The sequence below is a fragment of the Halogeometricum pallidum JCM 14848 genome, from assembly GCF_000337095.1.
GTDB lineage: Archaea > Halobacteriota > Halobacteria > Halobacteriales > Haloferacaceae > Halogeometricum > Halogeometricum pallidum.
This window is the reverse complement of sequence record NZ_AOIV01000045.1, coordinates 121,796-143,213: the sequence shown is the minus strand read 5'-3', so window position 1 is coordinate 143,213 and position 21,418 is coordinate 121,796. Positions and strand designations below refer to the sequence as shown.

Genomic DNA, 21,418 nt, shown 5'->3' with positions numbered 1-21,418 from the left:
AGACTGCACAGAGCCGCTCAGCCGACCCAAACGTCGGAAAAGGCGTCGAAGAAGTCGTCGCCGGTGTTCACGAGGACGTGGTCCGCGCGGAGCGTCTCCCCCCGGTCGGCGACGGCGTCGACGTGCGCTTCGAGGCGGCGGCGGTACCGCTCGGCGAGCGACCCGCCGAAGTACGACCGCCGTGACTCCTCGGATTCGGGGTCCTCGAAGATGGTGTCCCCGGAGACACTCGGGTCGAGTTCGTCGGGCGCGAGCGTCTGGAGCAACAGCACGTCGTTGTTGCCGAGTGCGGCCACGGCGGCCTCCACCTCCTCGGGGTCGACGAGAAAGTCGCTGACGACGACGACGAGCGACCGCGACCGGATGCTGCTCTCGTACTCCTCCAGCGAGGAGACCAGGTCGGCCTCGCCGCTCAGTTCCGTCTCGTTCAACAGGTCGACGACGTGCAGGAGGTCGCCGCGACTCGACCGCCCGGTGTCGAGGCGGAGCGGTCGGTCGCGGAACGTCGAGAACTGGAATTCGTTGTTCTCCTCGACGGTGAGATAGGCGAATCCGAGACCGAGTTTCGCGCCGAACTCGAACTTGTGGGCGTCGCCCTCGCCGTAGTCCATCGACGCCGAGGTGTCGACGAGGACGTGGACGGTGAGGTTCCGCTCCTCTTCGAACTGCTTGACGTAGTACTCCTCGGTGCGGGCGTACACTCGCCAGTCGATGAGTCGGGTGTCGTCGCCCGGAGCGTACCGCCGGTAGTCGCTGAACGTCAGTCCCTCGCCGACGCTCGGGGACTCCTGTTCGCCCTGCTGGAGGTCCTCTGAGACGCGCTTCAGCGAGGCGTCGAACCGCGCGAGTTCCGCGAAGAAGCCCGGGTCGATGGTCATTGGTGGTCTGTCATCCGTCTCCCGTCATAGCTCCGCGACGAGTCGCTTCACCACGTCGTCCGGCGTCGTCCCCTCCCGTTCGGCGCGGAAGTCGAGCAGGATGCGGTGCCGGAGGATGGGCGGCGCCATGTCCGTCACGTCATCCCAACTCACGTGCGACCGACCGGCGAGGAACGCGCGCGCCTTCGCCGCGAGGACGAGACCCATGCTCGCGCGGGGACTCGCGCCGTACTCTATCATCTCCTCCTCGCGCGTCGAGCGGACGAGTCTGACCGTGCGTTTCCGGATGTCGTCGGCGATCGGCATCTCGCGGACGAAGCGCTGCGCCGCCTGCAACTCATCGCGCGAGAGGACGCGTTCGACCACGGGGTCCGGCGCGCCGCCCGTGTAGCGGGTGACGATGTCGTTCTCCTCGGGTTCGGAGGGGTAGTCGACGAGTATCTTCATCAGGAAGCGGTCGGTCTGCGCCTCCGGCAGCGGGTAGGTGCCGCCCTGGTCGATTGGGTTCTGCGTGGCGAGGATGAAGAACGGCCGGGGGAGTTCGTACGTCTCGCCGGCCGCCGTCACCTGCCGTTCCTGCATCGCTTCGAGGAGGGCGGCCTGCGTCTTCGGCGTCGCGCGGTTTATCTCGTCGGCGAGGACGATGTTGGCGAACACCGGCCCCTTCTCGAAGACGAACTCCCGCCCCTGCGCGGACTCGCGGATGATTTCGGTGCCCGTGATGTCCGAGGGCATCAGGTCCGGCGTGTTCTGGATGCGCGAAAAGGAGAGGTCCGTCACCTCGGCGACGGTGCGGACGAGCGTCGTCTTCCCGAGACCGGGGTTCGACTCCAAGAGGGCGTTGCCGTCGCAGAGGATGCAGACGAGCAGTCGCTCGATTACGTCCGACTGGCCGACGATTCGCTTGCCTATCTCGCTGCGGACGCGGGTCAGTCGCTCCTGTACTCGGCCGATGTCGTCTACTGGCATTGTCGTGCTGGCATGGTGTCAGATGTCCTCAGGTGTCGTCTTCGTCGTCCGCTTCGTCGTCGTCGCGTATTCGCAGGTTGTACTCCCGGATGAGTTCGGCGTCTTCGATGTTCTCCGACGGGGCGTAGCCCGCGTCCTGCCCCTCGACGGCGGCGTCGGCGAATCCGCCGTCGTCGTACGAGGAGGGCGGCGAGACCGACCCGCCCTCACCCTCCCCCTCGTCGGAGCCCTGGACGGAGGCGTTGATGCTCTCGTCGCCCGCGGAGACGTTCTCGGCGTCGCCGAGTATCTCGTCGCCGTCCCGCAGTTCGTCCTCCGCCTCGGTCCGTTGCGGCTGTTCGACAGGCGCGTCGTCGTCGTCGCCGTCGAGGGCGTCGGTCAGGTCGAGGTCGACCACGGCGACCTGGATGCTGGCGAGGCTCACGAGGACGATGAGAAGCGTCGTGACGACGACTCGGCGCGTCCCGACGAGTTCGAAGCTGGACGTCTCGCGCAGGTCGGCGAGGACGTCCTCGTAGAGCCGACGCGCCATCTCGGTGTTCGCGCCGTCTTCGACGGTGTCGCGGGCGGTCCGGAGCGCCTCGGCGACGCTCGGGTTGCCCGCCTCGAACTGCTCGACCAGCGGGCGCCGCGTCCGGAGGAGGTACTCCCCGGCGAACGCGGCGACGCCCAGGAGGAGGCCGACGATGGACGCGGTGTGAATCGTGTTCGGGACGACGCCGCCCGCGCCCGCGAGGAATCCGGGGAGGTCGACGGCGTCGCCGAGAGCGGCCGGACGGAACAGTCGCAGGAGGACGTTCACCGCGAGGGCGACGAGGCCGGCGTCGAGGAGGGCGTGGAGGAAGGCGACCTTCCGCGCCTCCTCGCGGACCTCCGAGAGCGCTCCGCGCATCCGGGAGGCGGCGTCGTCGCCGGCGGCCGGTCCGAGGGCGTCGGCGTCGTCGCCGAAGTCACCGCCGCCGTCGACCGACCCGGCCGCGTCCGGACCCGGGCCGAACCCCGAGTCCGCGTCGAACTCGCGTCCGTCGTCGCGGTCACCGTCACTCATCAGGGACACTCCGGCGGCTTGTCGTCCGCGCTCGTGTTCCACTGGTTGCAGACCGCTTGGAGGTCGTCTTCGAACTCGTTGCGTTCGGCCCGCAGGTCGTTGGCCTCTTCCTGCAGTTGTTCGTTCTCGGTTTCGAGGTCCTCCACCTCGGCGGCCAACTCGCGGTTCTCCGCTTCCAGCGCGTCCGTCTGCTCTTCGAGGTCGTCTATCTCCGCCTGCGCCTCTTCGAGGTTGTCGCGGACGATTCCCAACTGCTGGTTGCGCTCTTCGAGCGACGACTCCGCGCGCGCCAGTTTCTGTTGGGTCTGGTTCAGGAGTCGCTCGGTCCGCTGGAGTTCGGTGGAGACCTGCCCCACGTCGCCCTCGGAGCGCTCGACGCTCTGGTTCAGGTCGTCGACGCGCTCTTGGAGCGACTGGAGTCGTTCGCGGGTCTCGGTCAGCTCCTGCTGGAGCTCTTGGTTCCGCTCTCTCAACTGTTCGTTCTGCGCCTCCAGATCACCCGCCGACGACTGATAGACGACCGTCGCGCCCACCGTTCCGGTGAGGAGGAGGGCGACGACGGCGACGAGGGCGAGGTTTATCGGGCGGCCGATGAAGCTCATGTCAGGCCTCCTTCACCCGCGCTACTGCTCCGACGAACTTGAACCCGCCGATAGATGACGTCGAGGCTGAACAGCGCCAACGCGAGCGCCAGCGCCAGCCACGTCCAGTCGGTGCGGACCGACCGCACCCGCCGGGACTCCTCGCGCGTGAACTCGGCTATCTCGTTGGCCTGCGTCGCGGAGAACTCCCGGCCGCCGGTCGCCTCCACCAGCGTTTCGAGCGCCGGGTCGGGGCCGAAGGCGGCGTACTCCTCCCGGTAGTTCGCCGCGTAGGCGGCGTCCAGCACCTCGTGGTAGCCCGCTTCGTCGGGCGTCGCCGTCGCGCGGTACGTCTCCTCGCCCACCTGCCGGAACGAGACGTCCGCGGCGGCCGGTCGCTCGCTCCCGCGGTAGGTCACCGTCGTCGGCGACCCGACGCGCGTGTCCGAGATGGCGACGATACCCGTCGCCTTCCGCTCGGGGTCGCCGATGACGTAGTTCGTCGACTTCGTCACCAAAAGCGAGTCGGGTCGGGAGAGCAGTCCGTCGAGGCTGCCGTCGGCGGCGTACGTCGTGATGGTGCCGACGCGGCCCAGTCCGTAGCGCCACGTGGCGACGGCGGGCGTCCCGTCGTCGCTGGCGACGAGGAAGTTCGCGCCGCGCCGGATGGAGACGTCGTTCGTCGACCCCGGGTTCGCGGTCAGTTCGACGCCCGAGGTGACAAAGTTGTTCGGGTCGACGACGACGAGTCCCTCGCCCTCGTAGGACTGCGCGCCGCCGAACAGGATGTTGAGCCGGTTCGTCTGCGTCGCGCGGAAGTAGCTGCCGCCGGACGTCTGCGCGATGGTTCGGAGGGTGTTCTCGTTGACCCGCTGGCCGGCGCCGATGGTGATGACGCGTTGCCCCTCGGCGCGGAGTTGGCTCGCGTAGCTGACGGCCTCGTCGGGTCTGTCCTGTCCGTCGCTGATGAGGATGATGGTTCCCGGGTCGTCGCCGAGCATCTTGCCCGCGCCGCGCAGGCCGGCCGCGATGTCCGTGGCACCGCCGGCTTGGAGGCGACGGACTCTGTCCGAGAGGACTTCGCGGTTCGGCCCGAGCGGTTGCAGGTCGGCGACGCTGTAGGCGCGGTAGTTGAACCCGACGATGCCCACGTCGTTCTGGTCGCCGAGTTGTTCGAGCGCCGACAGCGCCACGGCCTTCTGCACGCGCATGCCGCTGTCGGCGCTTCCGGAGACGTCGACGGCGAGGACGATGTTCGTCGACTGGCCCGTCCCCTCACCGGTGGTGACCGGCAGCATCGACGCCAGCGAGGTTCCCTCGTAGCCCCCGTTCTCGAAGGAGTTCGGCCCGCCGACGACGAGCAGTCCGTTGCCGTCGATGACGAACTCCTGAAGCGCGTCGACGTCGCCCGCCTGCGAGGCGGGCATATCCTGCACCACGACGGCGTAGTACGGCGAGAGGTCCGACGGCACCTCAGAGGTCGTCTCCACGTCGTACACCTGTTCGAGGTAGTCTTCCAGCGGGTACGAGCGCTGAGAGACGTACAGTATCTTCGGTCGCTCGACGGCGCGGACCGTCTTGCGGAACACGTCGTTCTGGTCGAACTCGTCGTCGCTCTCGACGCGCGCGGTGACGCGGTGCGTCCCCGTCTCCTCGAACGTGTAGGAGAACTCCCGCGCGTCGGAGGCGTTCGCCACCGTCCCCTCGAACACCTGTTCGCCGTCGACGTCGACGGTCACCGTCGCGGGCGAGTCCACCTCGACGCCGCCGACGCTGACGAGGAACGCGCTCTCGACGCCGACGCTGGTCTTCGAGGGGCCGTTGAGCGTCACGTACCGCTCCGTCTCGCTCGCCTCCGGCGAGACGACGGAGACGCTGGCGTTCAGCGAGCGGGCGAGTTCGCTCACCTCCTGCAACGACCGTCCCTCCGTCACCCGCCCGTCCGAGACGACGACGACGCTCCCGTTCTCCTGAAGGTTCGCCGCGATGCCCTCGCCGACGGGCGAGGAGTCGTCGTTCGCGATGGTCGTCGTCGTCACCGGCAGCCCCGTGTCTTCGATGGCCGTCGCCAACTGGTCGGCCCGTTGCGGCGAGACGTTCGTGCTGTCCGAGCGGTCCACGAGGAGGTTCACGCGCGGGTCGCCGAGCGTCTCCGCCGATTGGACCGTGTACGGCCCCGCCGCGCCGACGACGATGAGGGCGACGGTAACGACGCGGACGGCGAAGAACAGCCGTCGGCTCCGCTCGGAGGCGGTGCCGCGGGCGTTGTACCAGATCAGCGCCCAGAGGACGGCCACGGCGCCCGCGCCCGCGAGGAGAAACCGCGGCCGTTCGAGTCCGAGCGTCAGCCCCGAGAGTTCGACGCCGACCATCAGAGGTCACCCCGTCGCCGCAGATAGGCGACTTCGAGGACGACGCCCCCCAAGACGGCGAGTGCGACCCATTCGGTCAGCGGGTCGGGGACGGTCCGCTCCTCCTCGCGCGCCGCCACGCTCTCGTTGCCCGCCGCGTCGAGGTCCGCGGCGGCGACGGACGACTCCGACTCGCTGAGGAGCGACGCGCTGTAGCGGGTCTCGCCCGCCTCGTAGAAGCCGGCGCCGTCGAGGGGGACGGCGGCGGCGGTGACGGTTCCCTCGGGGGTCGAGACGGTCGTCTCGTTGCCGAACGAGAGCCGTCCGCCCGTCTCGGCGTTCAGTTCGGTCAACGGCGGCCGCCCGGCGAGTTCGTATATCGCGCGCTTCCAGAACACGGGGTACTGGTAGTCGTACTTGAACGCCGACTCCTCCTCGATGTAACCGTAGTAGAGGATGCGGCCGTTCCCGCGCTCTGCGGTCGCGATGAGCGGCGACCCGTCGGCCGTCGACACCAGCGCGCGCCCCTCGCGGAGGCTCCCCGTCAGGTACACCTCCGGCGGCGGGAAGCCGATGTCGCGCGTCAGTTCGGCCTCCGCGGGCGTCTGCAGCGTCGGGTTCGTCCCCGTTCCGTTCGGTTCGAGCAGGAGCAGGTCGCCGTAACTGTCCGGCATCGGCTCCTGCGCCTGTATCGCGACGCCGCCGCCGTTTTCGAGAGTCTCGCGGCCCGCCTCGACGTTCGTTCGGAGCAGTCGGCCGCCGTCCACGTTCGAGTAGACGATGGCGTCGTACTCCTCCGTCACAGAGGTGGGCGGGTTCTTCACCGTCACCTCGACGCTGTCGACGACGGACAGCGCCGTCGTGAGATAACGGTTCTCGTCGTTCGTCAGGACGAGCACGTCGACGACGGCGTCGGAGGGGGCGGCGACGTAGGAGACGTCGTCCGCGGCGAAGTCGTCCCCCGGCGAGAGCCTGACGGTGCCGCCGCCGGCGGGAATCCCGAGCGTCACGGTGCGGACGTCGCCCGGCCCGAGCGACAGGGACTTCCGCTGGCCGCCGAGCGAGACCGACCGCGTGACCGACTCCTCGCCGTAGTTCTTCAGCGACACCGTCACCTCGTCGCCGGAGAACGACCGCTCGACGATGCCGACGTTGCTCGCGCCGCCGTCGGCGAACTGGCGGAGTTCGACCGAGAGGCCGCGGGAGCGGGCGACGCGGACGGCGTCCTCCCAGGCGCTCTCGTCGGCGAAGTCGCTCACGACGACGATTCGGGAGCCGTCGCCGGCGATGGACGCCGCCGTCGAGATGGCCGAGCGGAGGTCGCCCGGGGCCGCGGTGGCCGAGAGGTCCGACAGGAGCGCCCGCGTCTCGTCGGGGCTGCCGTCCCGGAGGGCGACGGTCGCGTCCGACCCGCTGAGGACGACGGAGGTGGTGCCGGTGACGGCGTCCTCGGCGCCGTCAACGGCGCGCGAGAATCGCGTCGCGCCGCCCGACTCGACGGTCATGCTGGCGCTGGTGTCGACCACCAGCACCGTCTCTTCGACCGTCGAGGACTCCGATACGGGGACGTACGGCGACGCCAGCGCCGTCGCGAACAGCAGGATGGCGAGCAGTTGCAGGATGAGCAGCGTGCTGCGCTTGAGGCGTTCGAAGAGCGGGTGGGACGTGACGTCACGGCGGTCCTCGGAGAGAAACCGGTACGTCGGCAGGCGGACCCGCCTCGGGTCCGGTCGGACGAGATACAAGATGAGTATCGGAATCACCACTAGGAGGGCGGCGAACCCGAGTGGGGTGAGAAAGGCGTCGGAGAGGGCCATCGAAAGAGAAGGCGTTCGCACCCCTAATGGGTCTTTTCCAATGTCATGACGACGCACGGAACAGTTCCACAGAGCGACCGGTCGCCCTCGGACGACGCGCCGTCACCGAACTTATCGGTCGGCCGCCCGAGGAGACGGGCATGGTGAAGCGAGTCTCCGTGTCGGACCTGCCCGACGCTCCGAACCCGACGAGTGGAAAGAAGGAGGTCGACGAAGCCGTCGGCGCGTCGGCGTTCGGATTCAACGTCTACGAGGTGCGGCCGGGCGAACGGGTGCCGTGGGGCTACCACTCTCACCCCGACCACGAGGAACTGTTCTACGTCGTCTCGGGGACGATAACCGTCGACACCGAGGACGGTCCCGTCCGCGCGGAGGCGGGCGACGCCGTCTTCGTCTCGCCCGGCGAGAAGAACCGCGCGCGCAACGACGGCGCGGAGGCGGCCGAAGTCATCGCCGTCGGCGCGCCGAAAGACGAAGACGGCGCCGTCATCGAGGAGGAGTGCCCCGCCTGCGGCGCGGTGACCGACCGGACGTACGAGTCGGTGGAGTCGGGCGGGCGGACGGAGTACGTGCTCTCCTGTGCGGCCTGCGGCGCGGAGACGGACCAGTTCGGCGCCGGACCCGACGACGGAAACGAGACGGGCGCGTAGTCGAACCGCGTCGGTCCGCCTCGCCCGCGCGCGAGGTTCATCGTCGCCGGACGCCTCTCGCGAGGTATGGACGACGACCGAACGCCCGACGCCCGCCGCGACAGACCCGAGACCGAGGAGAGTTACGGCATCCCCGACTCCGAGGAGGGGTTGCTCCCGTGGTCGTTCGTGACCGAGCGACTGGCCGCCGACCGGACGCTCTGGGTGTCGACGACGCTCCCGGACGGGCGGCCGCACGCCCGACCCGTCTGGGGCGTCTGGGTCGACGGCCGCCTGCACTGCGGCGGCGGCGGGCGGACGCGGTGGGTCCGGAACGCCTCGCGCGACCCGCGCGTGGTGGTCCACCGCGAGAGCGGCGAGGAGGTGGTGATTCTCGACGGAGCGGCGGAGCGATTGGACGAGGACGCCGACCCGCGCCGGTTGGACCGAATCAACGACGCCTACGAGGAGAAGTACGGAATCCGCCACGGGACGCCCGTGTTCTCGATTCGACCGACGCGGGTGCTGGCGTGGTCCGACTACCCGACGGACGCGACGCGGTGGACGTTCGGGGACGACGGCGCGTGAACGGGCGCGTCGACCGCCTCCCGCCCGCGTCGACGCCGGCGCGGCGCCCGCCGTCGACCCCGGACGCGCGGAGTTATCACCTCGCGGCGAGTAGCGGGGCGCATGCGCGCAGAGGTTCATGGGGCGGCGCTGGAATTGGACGAGTCGTACCTCGACGCGGACCCGGAGACGGTCCGCGAACGGGTCCGGGAGTACGAACGCGGCGACCGGACGGCGTTCGACGTCGAGGTGGCCTACCCCGACACGTTCACCGGCCGCGTGATGCGGGCGATGAGCGAGATTCCCTACGGCGAGACGCGGACGTACGGCGAACTCGCGGCCGAGTTGGACACCAGTCCGGTCGCCGTCGGACAGGCGTGCGGCCGGAACCCGGTTCCGCTGGTCGTCCCCTGCCACCGCGTCGTCGGCGCGGGCGGCCGACTCGTCGGGTTCTCGGCCGAGGGCGGCGTCGAACTGAAGCGCCGACTGCTCGACGGGGAGGCGGCGAACCGGCAGACGAAACTCGCGACGTTCGAGTGATATATCGGGGTTCGCCGTCTCCAACCATGGGAGACGCGCTGACTCGCGGGACGCCGATTCTGACCGCGCCCGGACACATCAGCCGTATTAACATATCAGCCGTCGGCCGACGAATATAACAACCTCTCCGGAAATGGTCGAACAACGTGACTCGCACTTCGACCGGCCTCGTCGTGGCCATCGCCGTCCTCCTCCTCACGCCGGCGGCACTCGGCACCGCGGCGTCGGGCCAATCCGAGCAGGTACGGGAGATAGACAACTGCGGCGTCATCTCCGAACCGGGACGCTACGTACTGACGACCGACATCACGAACGGCGGGGGCGGCGACCACTTCACCTACTCCTCCCAGTCGTGTATCGTCGTCGAGAGCGACGACGTACACATCGAGGGCAACGGCCACCGGGTCGACGCTCTCGGGAACAGCGACACGACGGGCGTCGCCGTCGTCGGGAACGAGGTTGACCCCATCGAGAACGTGACGGTGTCGAACGTCACCTTCACCGACTGGAACCGCGCCGTCTACTTCCGCCACGTCGAGAACGGGACCGTGCGGGAGTCGGCGCTCCGCGCGAGCGCCTACGGGATGTCCATCGAACACTCCGAGGGCACGCGGGTGGTCGACTCCATGGTCGTCAACAACCTCCTCGGAATCTACGAGAACGACAACACCGGTACGGAACTCACCGACCTCCGGTACGCCAGCAACTACGCCGGCGACCACGTGACCGAGAACGAGACGGACGCCGGCGCGGCCGAGGAGACGCCGACGGCGACTCCCACCGCGACGCCCACGCCGACGCCGACACCCACCCCGACCGAGGAAGAAGACGACTACTGAACGACTCGAACCGAACTGAACCGAACGCCGAACGACTCTTTCTCTCCGTCGCCGACGCGAGACCGAAAAGGGACGGCTACGCGTCGGACGCCTCGGCGCTCTCGGAATCGCCGCTCGGCGTCTCGTCTTCGGCTTCGGCCTCGGTCGGCGTGTCCGCCGTCGACTCCTCGGGCGTCTCCGTGCCGACGGATTCGCCGTACACCTCCTGCTTTATCGGTTCGGTCCACTTCGGCCATAGCTGACGTTCCTCGAGTCCCTCGACGGAGTCCTCGCCGGACATCGCCTTGATGGCTCGGGCGTCTTCGAGACTCCAGACGGCGCCGTCCTCGTGAAACAGTCCGTTGAGGATTCCGACCTCCCGCTGTGAGGAGAAGTACGCCGGCTGGAGCATCAACGACCAGAAGAAGTTTCCGACGCCCATCTCGGTGATCGTCGGCGCCATCGAGGCGTAGTCCGGCGTCCGCTGCTCGCGCGGCGGGGCCGTGTGGAACCCCGCGCCGGACCGGACGCGCTGCCACTCGGTGAGCATCACCGGTTGGTCCATGTTCTCGTCGAGCGTCACCACCTGTCGGAGGGCGTCGCGGAAATCCTCCTGCGTCGTGGGGAAGTTGTAGTGGAACTGGAACAGATCGAGGTTCCAGTCGGCGTACTTGGCGTTCTTCGCCATGCTCGTCGCGCCGATGGTGAGCGGGACGGACCCGCGCATCTCCCACATCGTCTCGTACATCGCCTTCGAGAACGCCACCCGCCGGGAGTTCCAGCCGGGTTCGTTCATCACCTCGATGGCCAGCAACCGGTCGTCGTCGGCGTAGCGGTCCATGAACTGCCGGGTGAACTTCCGAGTGTCCTCCCAGCGGCTGCGGTCGCTCAACACCTTGTTCGACGGCGAGGCGACGCCGGTGGCGGTCATCAGGTCCTCGTCTTCGAGGTTCGCGCGCGTGGGCTGGTTGCCGATGCCCTCGAAGAGGCCGATGAGCACTCGGATGCCGTGGTCGTCGGCCGTCGACGCGAGGTCCTCGAACGCCTCGAAGAACCCCTCGGGATCCTCCTTCCAGAACTCGTAGCTACCCCACGTCCGAATCGCGTTGAGGTTCACCTCCTCGGCGTAGCCGAGGTCGCGGTCGGTTATCTCGTGGTCGTAGTCCCGCCACATCTGATAGAAGTTGAACGCCCGGGCGGGGATGTAGATGGCCCCGCGCACGTCGACGGGAGCGTCGGTGTCGGGAGCGACGGTGACGTCCCGCGTCGCCGTCTCCGGCGGGGTCGCTGCCTCCCCGTCGGTTGCCGTCGCCGTCTCCACCTCGTCGCTCAGTTCGGTCACGGAGTTGTCGTCGCCCGAGTCGTCGAACCCGAGGGACGAACAACCCGCGAGGCCCGCTATACCACTCGCCGCGCACCATCGGAGAAACCTCCGTCGCGTGTTCCGTGTCATTGCGTGCTCCAGTGTGAGTCGTCGTTTCCGCTGTCGTCGCCGTCTCCGCCGTCGGTCCGTCCGGGGCGTCGCTGCGGTCGACGCGCGCCCGGCGTCGGCGGCGCACCGCTCTTGGCCGCACCGTTCGTCGTGCGGTCCGTCGCGCCGCCCGTCATCGTCCTCCTCGGTCGGTCATCGTCGTTGTCATCGGTATCGTGGTGCCGTCCGTTATGCGTTGTCGCCGGCCGCACTCGCTGTCAGTCGTCCTCAGTTCCCGCTACGCTACGCTCCGCCTCGTCGCCGCCACGCCGCCTCCGCCCCGCCCCAGGCGAGTAGGGTGACGACGGCGAGCAGCGTCGCGAGTATCTCCGGCAGGCCCATCCAGACGGGCGTGATGTACATCAGCCCGTTCAGGTACCGTCCGGGGACGATCTGTTTGACGAGGATGGACGCCCGGTCAGCGAGGCTCGGGTCCTTCGATTGCAGGTTGGCGGACGCGGCGCTCGGTCCGCCGGCGCTCTCGTCGCCCGTCCCCAGTCGCTCCGCCTCGTAGGGGAAGGCGATGTCGACGCGCCAGACGACTTTGCCGTCCTCGTTCACCTCGAAGACGCGGTTGGCGTTCGAGTCGCTGATGAGGGTGTGACCGTTCGGCAGGCGGTCGGCGTCGCGCGGCCACTGCATGCGGCCGTCGCGCCAGTGCCAGGACTGCTCCCACGTGCCGTTGGTCCGCTGGTACTCGATAACGCGGTTGTTCTCCGAGTCGGCGACGAGCACCGCCGGACCGCCGCGCGACTCGGGGATGTAGTCCGGGTTGTGCTGCTCGTAGAGGACGCTCGTGTCGTCCTCGGCGCCGAGCGTCCAGTTCTCGTCCAGACCGTTCTCGTCGACGAAGACGACGCGGTCCTGGTTCCGGGCGCTGACCATGATTCGGCCGTCGTCGAGTATCTCGACGTCGTTGATGTGGGTCCAATCTCCCGGGGAGTCGTCGCCGCTGTCGGGGGCGAACGACTCGCTGGCGTTCCACGTCCACTCGGTCTGCCCGTCGCGCGTGTCCACGACGAACACGCGGTCGAGGTAGATGTCGGCGACAACGAGGTGCGTCTCGTTCAGTCGGTCGGCGTCGTGGTACCGCGTCGCCTCCTTACCCGGCGTCACGCGGTTCCACACCTCGGTCGTCTCGCCCGTGGAGAGGTTGACGCGCTCGAAACCGTTTCGCGTACAGGCGTCCGAGGAGCGGCCGGACTGGTAGCGGTCCCACTTCTCCTGGCTCACCCCTCGCTTCGAGAGGTTCCACTCGGCGGGGCACTGGTCGGGTTCGAGATGGTCGGCGTACATGTACTCGACCGTCGCCTCGGTCCCGGGCACGGGGTCGACGTCCCAGTAGCGCGTGTGGGTGTCGTTGTAGTAGAGCGTCGTCCCGTTCGGCGCGAACGCGACGAGTTCCGCTCTCGCCCGCGGTCCCTCGCTGGCCCGGCCGCGCCAGGAGTTCGAGTCGGTGGCGACCACGGTGATACCGTCCCGCGGCGGGACCACCTGCTCGCTCCCGTCGACGGTCCCCTCTGAGATGTGACTCTCGAAGGTGCTGCCCGACGACCCGGCGGCGTACCCGAAGGCGACTCCGGCGGCGGACAGACAGAGGACCACGGCGAAGAAGGCGCGAACGGCCCGCTTAGAGACCATATGCGTACAGACTGCGGTCGACACTCATATGCGTCACGGCCGTCGTGTCGGAGCGCTGTCTCGACGGTCGAATCGGCGGGGACGGCGACGTCTCGGACGGGTCCGGCGGGTTTCCGGACCGCTCGGAACCGCGCGCCGTTCTCTTTCGTATCACGTGTAGTCGGGTGCGCTCCGCCCGAAATACTTTTTCGACACGCGCCCGCCGGCCCGCGGAGTTGACAGGTTTCGCCGAGGGTCGTCCGCGTTCGCCGGAAGGGATGCGAACGACCCGGCTCTGTTCATACCTCTCAAAAGTGATAGAATGGATGTCTGACTAGAGGGTGTATTCAACCGTGAATTGCTGTTCGTTTCGCGCCTTAGGGTGTGATGCAGCTGTTCAGTAGAAGTGTGCGTAGTGAGCATCCGGGAGCGACCGCAGGAAGCGAGCGGTTCTCCGATGGAGCCGTCTCTGACGGCGGAGTCGGTCTTTTTTCGTCCAGGTTTTTGCGAGGAGTGGTCGCGCGGAGCGCGACCCGACGAAGTAAAAAAGGTGGGCTGTTCTGAGCGATTCGACTCTCTCAGATTGGGTGCTGGTCACCGACCGATTCGCGCCCTCTATTCAGCACGGCCTCGACGAATTGTCAGCGCCCGCAGATTTCAACGGAGTCGACGACCCCACGTCGGAGCGACGCCGCCGGTCCGCATCCGCACAGCCCTCCAAAATCCCGTTTTCGTATCGCGGTATCCGGTTCACGCCACCCTCGACCCCAAGCTTGCGCCGTGAGCAAATCATTTCACGGGGGACCGCAACCCCGTAGTATGGACGACAAGCGGGAACTGCTCGACCTGTTGCTGCGAGACGCTCGCGAGAGCCCAGAAGACATCGCCCGGCAGACTGGCCTCGACGCGGCGGCGGTCGAAACGCTCCTCACGGAGTTAGAAGAGGAGGGCGTCGTCCGCGGCTACCAGGCCGTCGTCGACTGGGACCGCGTGGACGAAGAGCACGTGCAGGCGCAGTTGGAACTCAACGTCGAACTCGACCGCGAGACGGGGTACGAAGAGATAGCCCGCCGCATCGCCAAGTTCCCCGAGGTGTCCTCGCTCCGGTTGGTCTCCGGCGACTTCGACTTCGCCGTCGACGTCGAGGGGAAGTCGATGCACGACGTCTCGCAGTTCGTCTCCGAACGCATCGCCCCCATTCCGGAGGTGACCCAGACGGTGACGCACTTCGTCATGGAGACGTACAAGGAACGCGGCATCGAGATGGGCGATACGGACGAGGACGACCGACTCACGTTCTCGCCATGAGCCGTCACCTCTCGACGCGCGCGCAAGAGACGCCGCCGTCCGGTATCCGGCGCTTCTTCGAGGTGGCCGAGGAGATGGACGACGTCATCTCCCTCGGCGTCGGGGAACCCGACTTCTCCGCGCCGTGGGCCGCCCGGACCGCCGCCATCGACTCGCTGGAACGCGGTCGCACCTCCTACACGTCGAACCGCGGGCGCCGCGACCTGCGGGAGGCCATCGCCGACCGGGTCGAGCGATACGACCACTACTACGACCCGGACGACGAGATACTCGTCACCGCGGGCGCGAGCGAAGCCGTCGACCTGGCGATGCGCGCCCTCGTCGACCCCGGCGACACCGTCGCGGTGCCGGAACCGTCGTACATCTCCTACACGCCGACCGTCTCGTTCGCCGGCGGGGACTCCCTGCCGGTGCGGACGCGCGCCGAAGAGGAGTTCGCCCTCCGGTACGAGGACCTCGAACGCGCCGGCGCGGCCGACGCCGAGGCTCTGGTCCTCTGCTACCCGAACAACCCGACGGGCGCGGTGATGTCCGAGGACGGACTCGCCGAGGTGGCGGAGTTCGTCGAGGAACACGACCTGTTCGTCCTCTCCGACGAGATTTACGCGGCGCTCAGATACGAAGACGACCATGCCTCCATCGCCACGATACCGGGGATGCGCGAGCGAACCGTCGTGTTCAACGGCTTCTCGAAGGCCTACGCGATGACGGGGTTCCGCCTCGGCTACGCGCTCGGTCCCTCGGAGGTCATCGGCGCGATGAATCGCATCCACCAGTACACGATGCTGTCGGCGCCGACGACGGCGCAGTACGCCGCCCTGGAGGCCATCGAGGCGTGCGACGACGCCGTCGAGGACATGCGCCGCGCCTACGACCGACGGCGGCGGTTCGTCATCTCGCGGTTCAACGAACTGGGGATGGACTGCTTCGAGGCGAAGGGCGCCTTCTACGTCTTCCCGAAGTGTCCCCCGGGGTGGGAGGACGACGAGGCGTTCGCGGAAGCCTTGCTCGAAGAGGAGAGCGTCGCCCTCGTACCGGGTCGCGTCTTCGGCGAGGGCGGCGAGGGTCACCTCCGCGTCTCCTACGCTACGGGGATGTCGGAGTTGAAGACGGCGCTGAACCGCATCGAATCGTTCGTGCGAGAGTAAACCCCCGGTCGCGATATCGATTTTTCGAGAGACCGCGAGCGCCGCGGATGCAGACGCGGAGAGTCGCACTGAACCACCTCGTCGTGGAGCGGTTCCGCGTCGGCGACGACGTGCGCTGGTAATCGGTCGAAAAGAGGATTCGGACGGCTGCCGGCCTACGCGAGGGGGAGCACCGTCGAGTAGGCGAGCACGGCGACGATACCGGTGATCGAGATGATGGTCGTCAGCACCGTCCACGTCTTCAGCGTCTCCGCCTGCGTGAGACCGCCGATCTCCTTGACGAGCCAGAATCCGGAGTCGTTGTACCACGAGCAGATGTTCCCGCCGGCGCCGATGGCCATCACGAGGTACGCCGGGTGGACGGCGAGTTGACCGGTCAGCGGCGCCATGATGCCCGCGGTGGTGAGCATCGCGGCCGTCGCCGACCCCTGCGCGATGCGGACGATGGCGGCGATGAGCCACGCGGTCACGATGAGCGGGATGCCGATACCCTCCAGACTGCCGGCGATGTAGGAACCGATTCCCGAGGCGGCCAACAGCGCGCCGAACGCGCCGCCCATCGCCGTGATAGCCGCGATGTTACCACCGCTCTTCAGCGCCTCCGTCAGTTCGTCCTCCCACTGCGAGCGCGTCAGTTCGGACCACCGCAGGTAGGTCAGCGCCGCCGCGATAGCNTTCAGCGCCTCCGTCAGTTCGTCCTCCCACTGCGAGCGCGTCAGTTCGGACCACCGCAGGTAGGTCAGCGCCGCCGCGATAGCCGCGATAGTGAGTGCGACGTTCTTGTCGCCGATGAAGGCCACGACGGGCCTGATGCTCTGAAGAATCGGGTACGAGGACTGGAACGTGTCGACGACGGTGTAGGAGGCGACGAGGACGACGGCGAGGAGTATCGGGAGCGCCGACTCGAAGACGCCCGGGATGTTCTCGGAGGAGCGGTTCGCACGCTCCATCAGCTCCTCGGTGGAGGTCCCCATCGCGTCGCGGAGGGGGATGTCGAGACGTCGGTTTATCCAGCGACCGTAGACGAGTCCGGCCATCGTCGCCGCCGGGAGGGCGACGGCGACGCCGACGGCGATGGTCATCCCGAGGTTGACGCCGATTTCGCTGGCGACGGCCAGCGGACCCGGCGTCGGGGGGATGAACACGTGAGCCGTCGCTCCGCCGGCGCCGACGGCGACGATGTACAGCGCGTAGTCCTTCCCGCGGCGTGCCCGCATCGAACGGGCCAGCGGCGCGAGCAGGTAGAAGACGCTGTCGAAGAAGACGGGAATCGCGAGGACGGTACTACTCCCCCACAGCGCGATGTCGGAGTTGTCCTCGCCGAGAACCGACTGGAAGCCGCGCACGATGCGCTGTGCGGACCCGGCCTCCAGCATCGCCTTGCCGATGACGGCCGCCATCAGGATGGGGATACCGATGCCGGCCATCCCGTTCCCGAACGCCGTCGCCGTCCGCGTCGCCGCGTCGGCCAGCGAGAAGTCGGGCACGAAGGCGGCGTTGACGAGTCCGACCGTGAACGCGGCGATGGTCAGGCCGACGAACGCCGGAAGGTCCCAGACGACGAGTAACAACACGACCACGATGAGCCCGACGATGAACGCCAGAAGCGGGCTGTGTGCGAATTCGATTGCCATGTGAGTTCCGATAGATGTCACCCACGTCCGTTGAAAATATTTTCCATTACAAAATATGTACCAATAGATACTGAGGAATATTTTATATCATTTCGATATTTTTAATTATCGAAAGTGGGGGTCGTCGAAACCGGCCCCGCGTTTATGATCCTCGACGTGGACGGGGTGAACGTGAAACGAGCACTCGCCGTCGTCGAACCGACCGACGCATCGAAGGACCTGCTCCGCGAGGCGGGAAGTCTCGCAGAGGGCGTCGACGCCGAACTGGTCCTCGTCCACGCGACCACCGACGAGGAGTACAGCGCCCGCCGAAAGGCGATGGAGTCGCTCTCGAACGCCTCGGGCAAGTACACGCCCGGCGAGGCCCGGGCGGGCGCGGCGGAGTTCGCGCGCGATCTCGGCGAGGAAGTTCTCGCGTCGTTCGACGTCGAGTACGAGGTCACCAGTTCGGTCGGCGACAAAGCCGACGGAGTTCTCGACGCCGCCGAGGCGTACGACTGCGACCACGTCTTCTTCGCCGGACGACAGCGGTCCCCGACCGGGAAAGCCCTGTTCGGCGACGCGACCCAGCGGGTCATCCTCGAGTTCGAGGGTCCTGTAACCGTCCTCACCGCCTAACCGGGGTTCCCGCTCCGTGCGGGTGACACGCACGGATAGACACTCGCGTGCAGAAACTCATCAAATACACAAAGTATTATTTGGGATGGTTGCGTGAGTAAAGACGAATGGATCAGGGAGGTGGGGCCGGTGGCGCGCCCGGAGACGCGCCGGGGCTCGCCGCTGCGCTCGACGGTCTGAAACAGCGCGGAAGCGCGCTTCTGATCGTCGGTTCGGTGCCCGCAGACGTCTACCGACAGGTGTCCGTGCGGATGCTCGGCGACGGCGACGCGGCGCCCAGGCGTCGTCTCCTCGTGACGAACGCCACCGACGACGAGCGGGATTCGCGGCTGGATGGGGTCGAGCGCCGGACCCCCGAGTGGACCCGTATCGTTCGGTTTGCCGCCCCGTCCCGGGGGTCCGCGGCCGCGTCGAGCGGACAGACTTCGACCGTCTCACCGGCGGAACCGGAGACGGCGACGAACTCGAACCGGGAGTCGGAGTCGGATGCCGACACCGATGCCGGAGGCGACCCCGTCGCCCACTGCGTCGATGGGGACGTGACCGAGTTGGGCGCGGAAGTGACGAAGACCGTCGAGCAGTTCGACGCCATCGCCGGGGGACTGACCCCGGCGGAACTCCGGGTCGCGTTCGACTGCCTGCCGGTCATCCTCGCCGAGTACGACCTCGAGACCGGATTCCGGTTCGCACACATCCTCGCGAACCACGTCCGCGCCGTCGACGGGATGGCGCACTTCTGGCTCCCGCGCGAGCGCGACGACGAGGCGGTTCGCGTGCTCGAACCGCTGTTCGACGCGACGGTCGAACTCTGTCTCGACGGAACCCAGTTGCGACAGCGCTGGCACTTCCGCGACCGCAACCTCTCGTCGGATTGGCTCACGCTGGAATGACCCGCGGAGTCAGCGCGTCGAGTGCGACCGACCAACACGCTTTTGCTCGCAAACGACGACGGAGGAGATGATGGAACGGTTCGAGAATCCTGAGAGTTGGTCGCTCACGACCCCCGAGACGCACCTCGAACTCTCGCTCGAACCGGTCCCCGGCGGCGACGGGATTCTCGTCACCGACCCGATAGAGCGTCACCAGTTCGCGCTGTCGACGCCCTCGGTGCTCGACCCCGAACCGGCCGACCCGGACTCGTTCTGGTTTCCGGCCGACGCCGCCGTTCGCTTCCGCACCGACAGCCTCGACCTCCAGTCCGTCGTCTCGGTCTGCGTCCGCGACGACGAGGGGCAGATGCTGGGTCAGACCGAACACTACGCCTCGGAGTCGTTCCCGCGCGCGACGTACAGCCTGGAACTGTTCGCGCCCGTCAAGACGTACGTCCGCGTCACCGCGCCGCTGACGATTCGCTCGGACGCCGAGCGAACGACGCTTTCGTTCGGCGAGGAGGCGGAGGTGCTCGTCGGCGCGCGCTCGCACCACAAACGCCCCGCGGCGACCATCACGACCCCGGACGACCCGCGGTCGATGATGCGGGCGGTGTCGCTGCTCGGGTCGGCGCTGAAGACGACTTCGCCCGAGCGGTCGTACCCGACGCTTCGGGGGCACCCGCCTCTCATCGAACGGGGGGAGACGTTCCGCGCGCCGCCGACTATGACCGCGCCCGAGACGGGGGTCACGTTGGAACTCCCGGCGACGTACCGACACGTGTACGTCGCCGCGCCGCTGGCGTACTACCTCGGCGCCACCGTCGTAGAGGGCGAGACGCCGCGACTCCGGACGGAGGACGGCTTCACCTACGACCTCGACACGGCAGCGGGCTACGAACGGGCCGTCGAACGCGCCCTCAAACAGACGTTCTTCCTCGACTGTCTCACCCGCACGGAGGGGTACTACCAGGTCGACCTTCACGAGCGTCGGGCGGTCGAGGAGCGGCTCGACCTCGACTTCGCCGACTTATACCACCGGTCGCTGGCCGAACGGGTCGCCGCCTACCTGCGGGTGCCCTACGACGCCGTCGCCGACCACGTCCCGGAGTGGAAGCTCACGACGCACGTGACGCCGACGCCGGACAACGTCGAACTCCTGCCGTTCGTGGCGAACGACCTCGCCATCGTCCGGACTCCCCGGGCGAAACCGGCCGCGAGTTCGGAGACGCAAGCAGCGGCGGTCGGCGATTTCCTGCGGTCCTCGTCGGCCGGCGTCGACGGAGTCGCCTCTGGCGAGGACTTCACTCGAAGTGCGGCTGGAACGACCCCGCTCCCGGAACGGACGTACGTCCAGCCCGAGGAGACCGATTCGCTCGAGCAGGCGTGGGTCGGGGAAGGGACTCCCATCGGCGCGAGTAAGGCCTCCCTGCAGGCGTACCGCAACCGGCTGTATCGGTCGCCGACGGAGGGCGACATCGGAATCACCGTCGTCTGCAACGACCCCAAGATGGCCGACGAACGGGAGGACGTGGAGACGGTGTACGGCTCGCGCGACTCGCTCCCGTTCGACGTGCAGGTGCAGTACGAGTTGACGCGGGCGGAACTCCGCGACGCGCTCGCCAGTGAGACCGATTTCTTCCATTACATCGGCCACATCGACGGCGACGGCTTCCAGTGTGCAGACGGGACGCTGGACGCCTCGTCGCTGACCGACGTCGGGATGGACGCGTTCCTGCTCAACGCCTGCCGGTCGTACGAGCAGGGGATGCACCTCATCGACGCGGGCGCCATCGCGGGCATCGTGACGCTCGACGACGTGATCAACTGCAGCGCCGTCGAAGTCGGATCGATGCTCGCGCGGTTGCTTAATAGGGGGTTCCCGATTCGGACAGCCTTAGAGATAGCCAGTGAGACGAACGTTCCAGATAGCGATTATCTGGTCGTCGGAGATGGAGGACACCCCATCGCACAAGTTCAAGGGGCGATCCCGAATTCCATCGATATCGAATCGAAGAGCGAGAGCGAAGTCAGTCTCCGTTATCACACCTATACTGCAGCCGGCTACGAACTCGGGACAATAGTCAAACCCATGATTACGGGCGATTCTTCGTACTATCTCTCGTCGGGCGTTGCAGATACGTTCACCGTCAGTCACGACGAGCTACGGGATTTTCTCGCCGCAGAAGTGATTCCGGTCTTCGAAAATGGCACCTTTTACTGGAGTAACAATCTCGAGCTGAGTCAGCTGTAGTTACGGGCCGTTAATCGCGACATGGTTCCCCGCCGCAACGGAGCCCGCCTGCGACAGCAACAGCAGCGCCGTAAACAGGACGCCCATCATGCGCGGGTGTTCGGTCAGGTACTGTGCGACAGCGTTCGCGTCATCTTCGGACATGACGTATAGTGCATAGACCCGGCCATAAATGAATATTTTCGAGAACATCTGATACTAAATTAAATCAATTTAGTCGGGCATTTTTATAAAGAAATACGGAGACGTAGTCAGAGAGAATATAATCGTCGTACGACCGTTCTCGCCGGGAGAACGT

20 protein-coding genes are annotated in these 21,418 nt (G+C 67.3%); 9 read left to right on the top strand and 11 right to left on the bottom strand.

The features are described 5' to 3' along the window. Positions 1-17: 17 nt before the first annotated feature. From C474_RS20420 to C474_RS20395, 6 genes are read right to left on the bottom strand one after another with little or no spacing between them, the layout of a single operon-like run. The gene (locus C474_RS20420) at positions 18-878 is read right to left on the bottom strand and encodes a DUF58 domain-containing protein (RefSeq protein WP_008390225.1); all 861 of its coding nucleotides are present in this window, start codon (positions 876-878) and stop codon (positions 18-20) included. A 24-nt stretch (positions 879-902) separates the two neighbouring features. Then, positions 903-1,847: an AAA family ATPase gene (locus tag C474_RS20415; protein WP_008390223.1), complete on the bottom strand. Its 945-nt coding sequence runs from the start codon at positions 1,845-1,847 to the stop codon at positions 903-905. A 28-nt stretch (positions 1,848-1,875) separates the two neighbouring features. Further along, complete coding sequence (locus C474_RS20410; RefSeq protein WP_008390221.1) at positions 1,876-2,895, bottom strand: DUF7502 family protein; 1,020 nt, start codon at positions 2,893-2,895, stop codon at positions 1,876-1,878. Next, a complete protein-coding gene (locus C474_RS20405; protein WP_008390219.1) occupies positions 2,895-3,497 on the bottom strand; it encodes a hypothetical protein in 603 nt (200 codons plus the stop codon). Before C474_RS20405 ends, C474_RS20410 begins: the two co-directional genes overlap by 1 nt. Next, entirely contained in the window at positions 3,494-5,848 is a 2,355-nt protein-coding gene (locus C474_RS20400) for a vWA domain-containing protein (protein ID WP_008390218.1), read from the bottom strand. Before C474_RS20400 ends, C474_RS20405 begins: the two co-directional genes overlap by 4 nt. Next, the gene (locus C474_RS20395) at positions 5,848-7,644 is read right to left on the bottom strand and encodes a vWA domain-containing protein (protein WP_008390216.1); all 1,797 of its coding nucleotides are present in this window, start codon (positions 7,642-7,644) and stop codon (positions 5,848-5,850) included. The genes C474_RS20400 and C474_RS20395 overlap by 1 nt, the downstream gene beginning before the upstream one ends. 140 nt (positions 7,645-7,784) lie before the next feature. Between C474_RS20395 and C474_RS20390 the strand changes: the two genes are divergently transcribed. The 4 genes from C474_RS20390 to C474_RS20375 all read left to right on the top strand — a co-directional run bounded on the left by C474_RS20390 (position 7,785) and on the right by C474_RS20375 (position 10,219). Then, positions 7,785-8,294: a cupin domain-containing protein gene (locus tag C474_RS20390; protein WP_152421722.1), complete on the top strand. Its 510-nt coding sequence runs from the start codon at positions 7,785-7,787 to the stop codon at positions 8,292-8,294. A gap of 66 nt (positions 8,295-8,360) precedes the next feature. Beyond that, positions 8,361-8,861 carry a pyridoxamine 5'-phosphate oxidase family protein gene (locus tag C474_RS20385; protein WP_008390214.1) on the top strand — a complete coding sequence of 167 codons (501 nt, stop codon included), beginning with the start codon at positions 8,361-8,363 and terminating at the stop codon, positions 8,859-8,861. Between the two features lie 102 nt (positions 8,862-8,963). Then, positions 8,964-9,380 carry a methylated-DNA--[protein]-cysteine S-methyltransferase gene (locus C474_RS20380; RefSeq protein WP_049917223.1) on the top strand — a complete coding sequence of 139 codons (417 nt, stop codon included), beginning with the start codon at positions 8,964-8,966 and terminating at the stop codon, positions 9,378-9,380. 146 nt (positions 9,381-9,526) lie between these two features. Further along, on the top strand, positions 9,527-10,219 hold the full coding sequence (locus C474_RS20375) for a NosD domain-containing protein (RefSeq protein WP_008390212.1): 693 nt from the start codon (positions 9,527-9,529) through the stop codon (positions 10,217-10,219). Between the two features lie 76 nt (positions 10,220-10,295). Here C474_RS20375 and C474_RS20370 read toward each other — a convergent pair whose 3' ends face one another. From C474_RS20370 to C474_RS20365, 3 genes are all read right to left on the bottom strand, one after another. Next, a complete protein-coding gene (locus C474_RS20370; RefSeq protein WP_193363666.1) occupies positions 10,296-11,540 on the bottom strand; it encodes a glycoside hydrolase 5 family protein in 1,245 nt (414 codons plus the stop codon). A 107-nt stretch (positions 11,541-11,647) separates the two neighbouring features. Continuing rightward, complete coding sequence (locus C474_RS22455) at positions 11,648-11,806, bottom strand: hypothetical protein (RefSeq protein ID WP_160166854.1); 159 nt, start codon at positions 11,804-11,806, stop codon at positions 11,648-11,650. Between the two features lie 106 nt (positions 11,807-11,912). Continuing rightward, positions 11,913-13,310 carry an arylsulfotransferase family protein gene (locus C474_RS20365; RefSeq protein ID WP_008390210.1) on the bottom strand — a complete coding sequence of 466 codons (1,398 nt, stop codon included), beginning with the start codon at positions 13,308-13,310 and terminating at the stop codon, positions 11,913-11,915. Positions 13,311-14,108: 798 nt separating this feature from the next. On the opposite strand from C474_RS20365, the gene C474_RS20360 reads away from it, so the two are divergent. Next, positions 14,109-14,597, top strand: coding sequence for an Lrp/AsnC family transcriptional regulator (locus tag C474_RS20360; RefSeq protein WP_008390209.1), 489 nt, complete (start codon positions 14,109-14,111; stop codon positions 14,595-14,597). Next, positions 14,594-15,745 (top strand): pyridoxal phosphate-dependent aminotransferase, encoded by a 1,152-nt coding sequence (locus C474_RS20355; protein ID WP_008390208.1) that lies wholly within the window; start codon positions 14,594-14,596, stop codon positions 15,743-15,745. Before C474_RS20360 ends, C474_RS20355 begins: the two co-directional genes overlap by 4 nt. Positions 15,746-15,900: 155 nt before the next feature. Here C474_RS20355 and C474_RS20350 read toward each other — a convergent pair whose 3' ends face one another. Continuing rightward, positions 15,901-17,379 (bottom strand): GntP family permease, encoded by a 1,479-nt coding sequence (locus C474_RS20350; protein WP_008390206.1) that lies wholly within the window; start codon positions 17,377-17,379, stop codon positions 15,901-15,903. A 171-nt stretch (positions 17,380-17,550) separates the two neighbouring features. Between C474_RS20350 and C474_RS20345 the strand changes: the two genes are divergently transcribed. The 3 genes from C474_RS20345 (at position 17,551) to C474_RS20335 (ending at position 21,120) form a co-directional block, all read left to right on the top strand. After that, positions 17,551-17,997, top strand: coding sequence for a universal stress protein (locus C474_RS20345; protein WP_049917250.1), 447 nt, complete (start codon positions 17,551-17,553; stop codon positions 17,995-17,997). Between the two features lie 107 nt (positions 17,998-18,104). Then, the gene (locus C474_RS20340; RefSeq protein ID WP_008390202.1) at positions 18,105-18,887 is read left to right on the top strand and encodes a DUF7504 family protein; all 783 of its coding nucleotides are present in this window, start codon (positions 18,105-18,107) and stop codon (positions 18,885-18,887) included. A 67-nt stretch (positions 18,888-18,954) separates the two neighbouring features. Continuing rightward, entirely contained in the window at positions 18,955-21,120 is a 2,166-nt protein-coding gene (locus C474_RS20335) for a hypothetical protein (protein WP_008390201.1), read from the top strand. Here C474_RS20335 and C474_RS22795 read toward each other — a convergent pair whose 3' ends face one another. Beyond that, entirely contained in the window at positions 21,121-21,264 is a 144-nt protein-coding gene (locus tag C474_RS22795) for a DUF7503 family protein (protein WP_169330575.1), read from the bottom strand. Between the last annotated feature and the right edge of the window lie 154 nt (positions 21,265-21,418).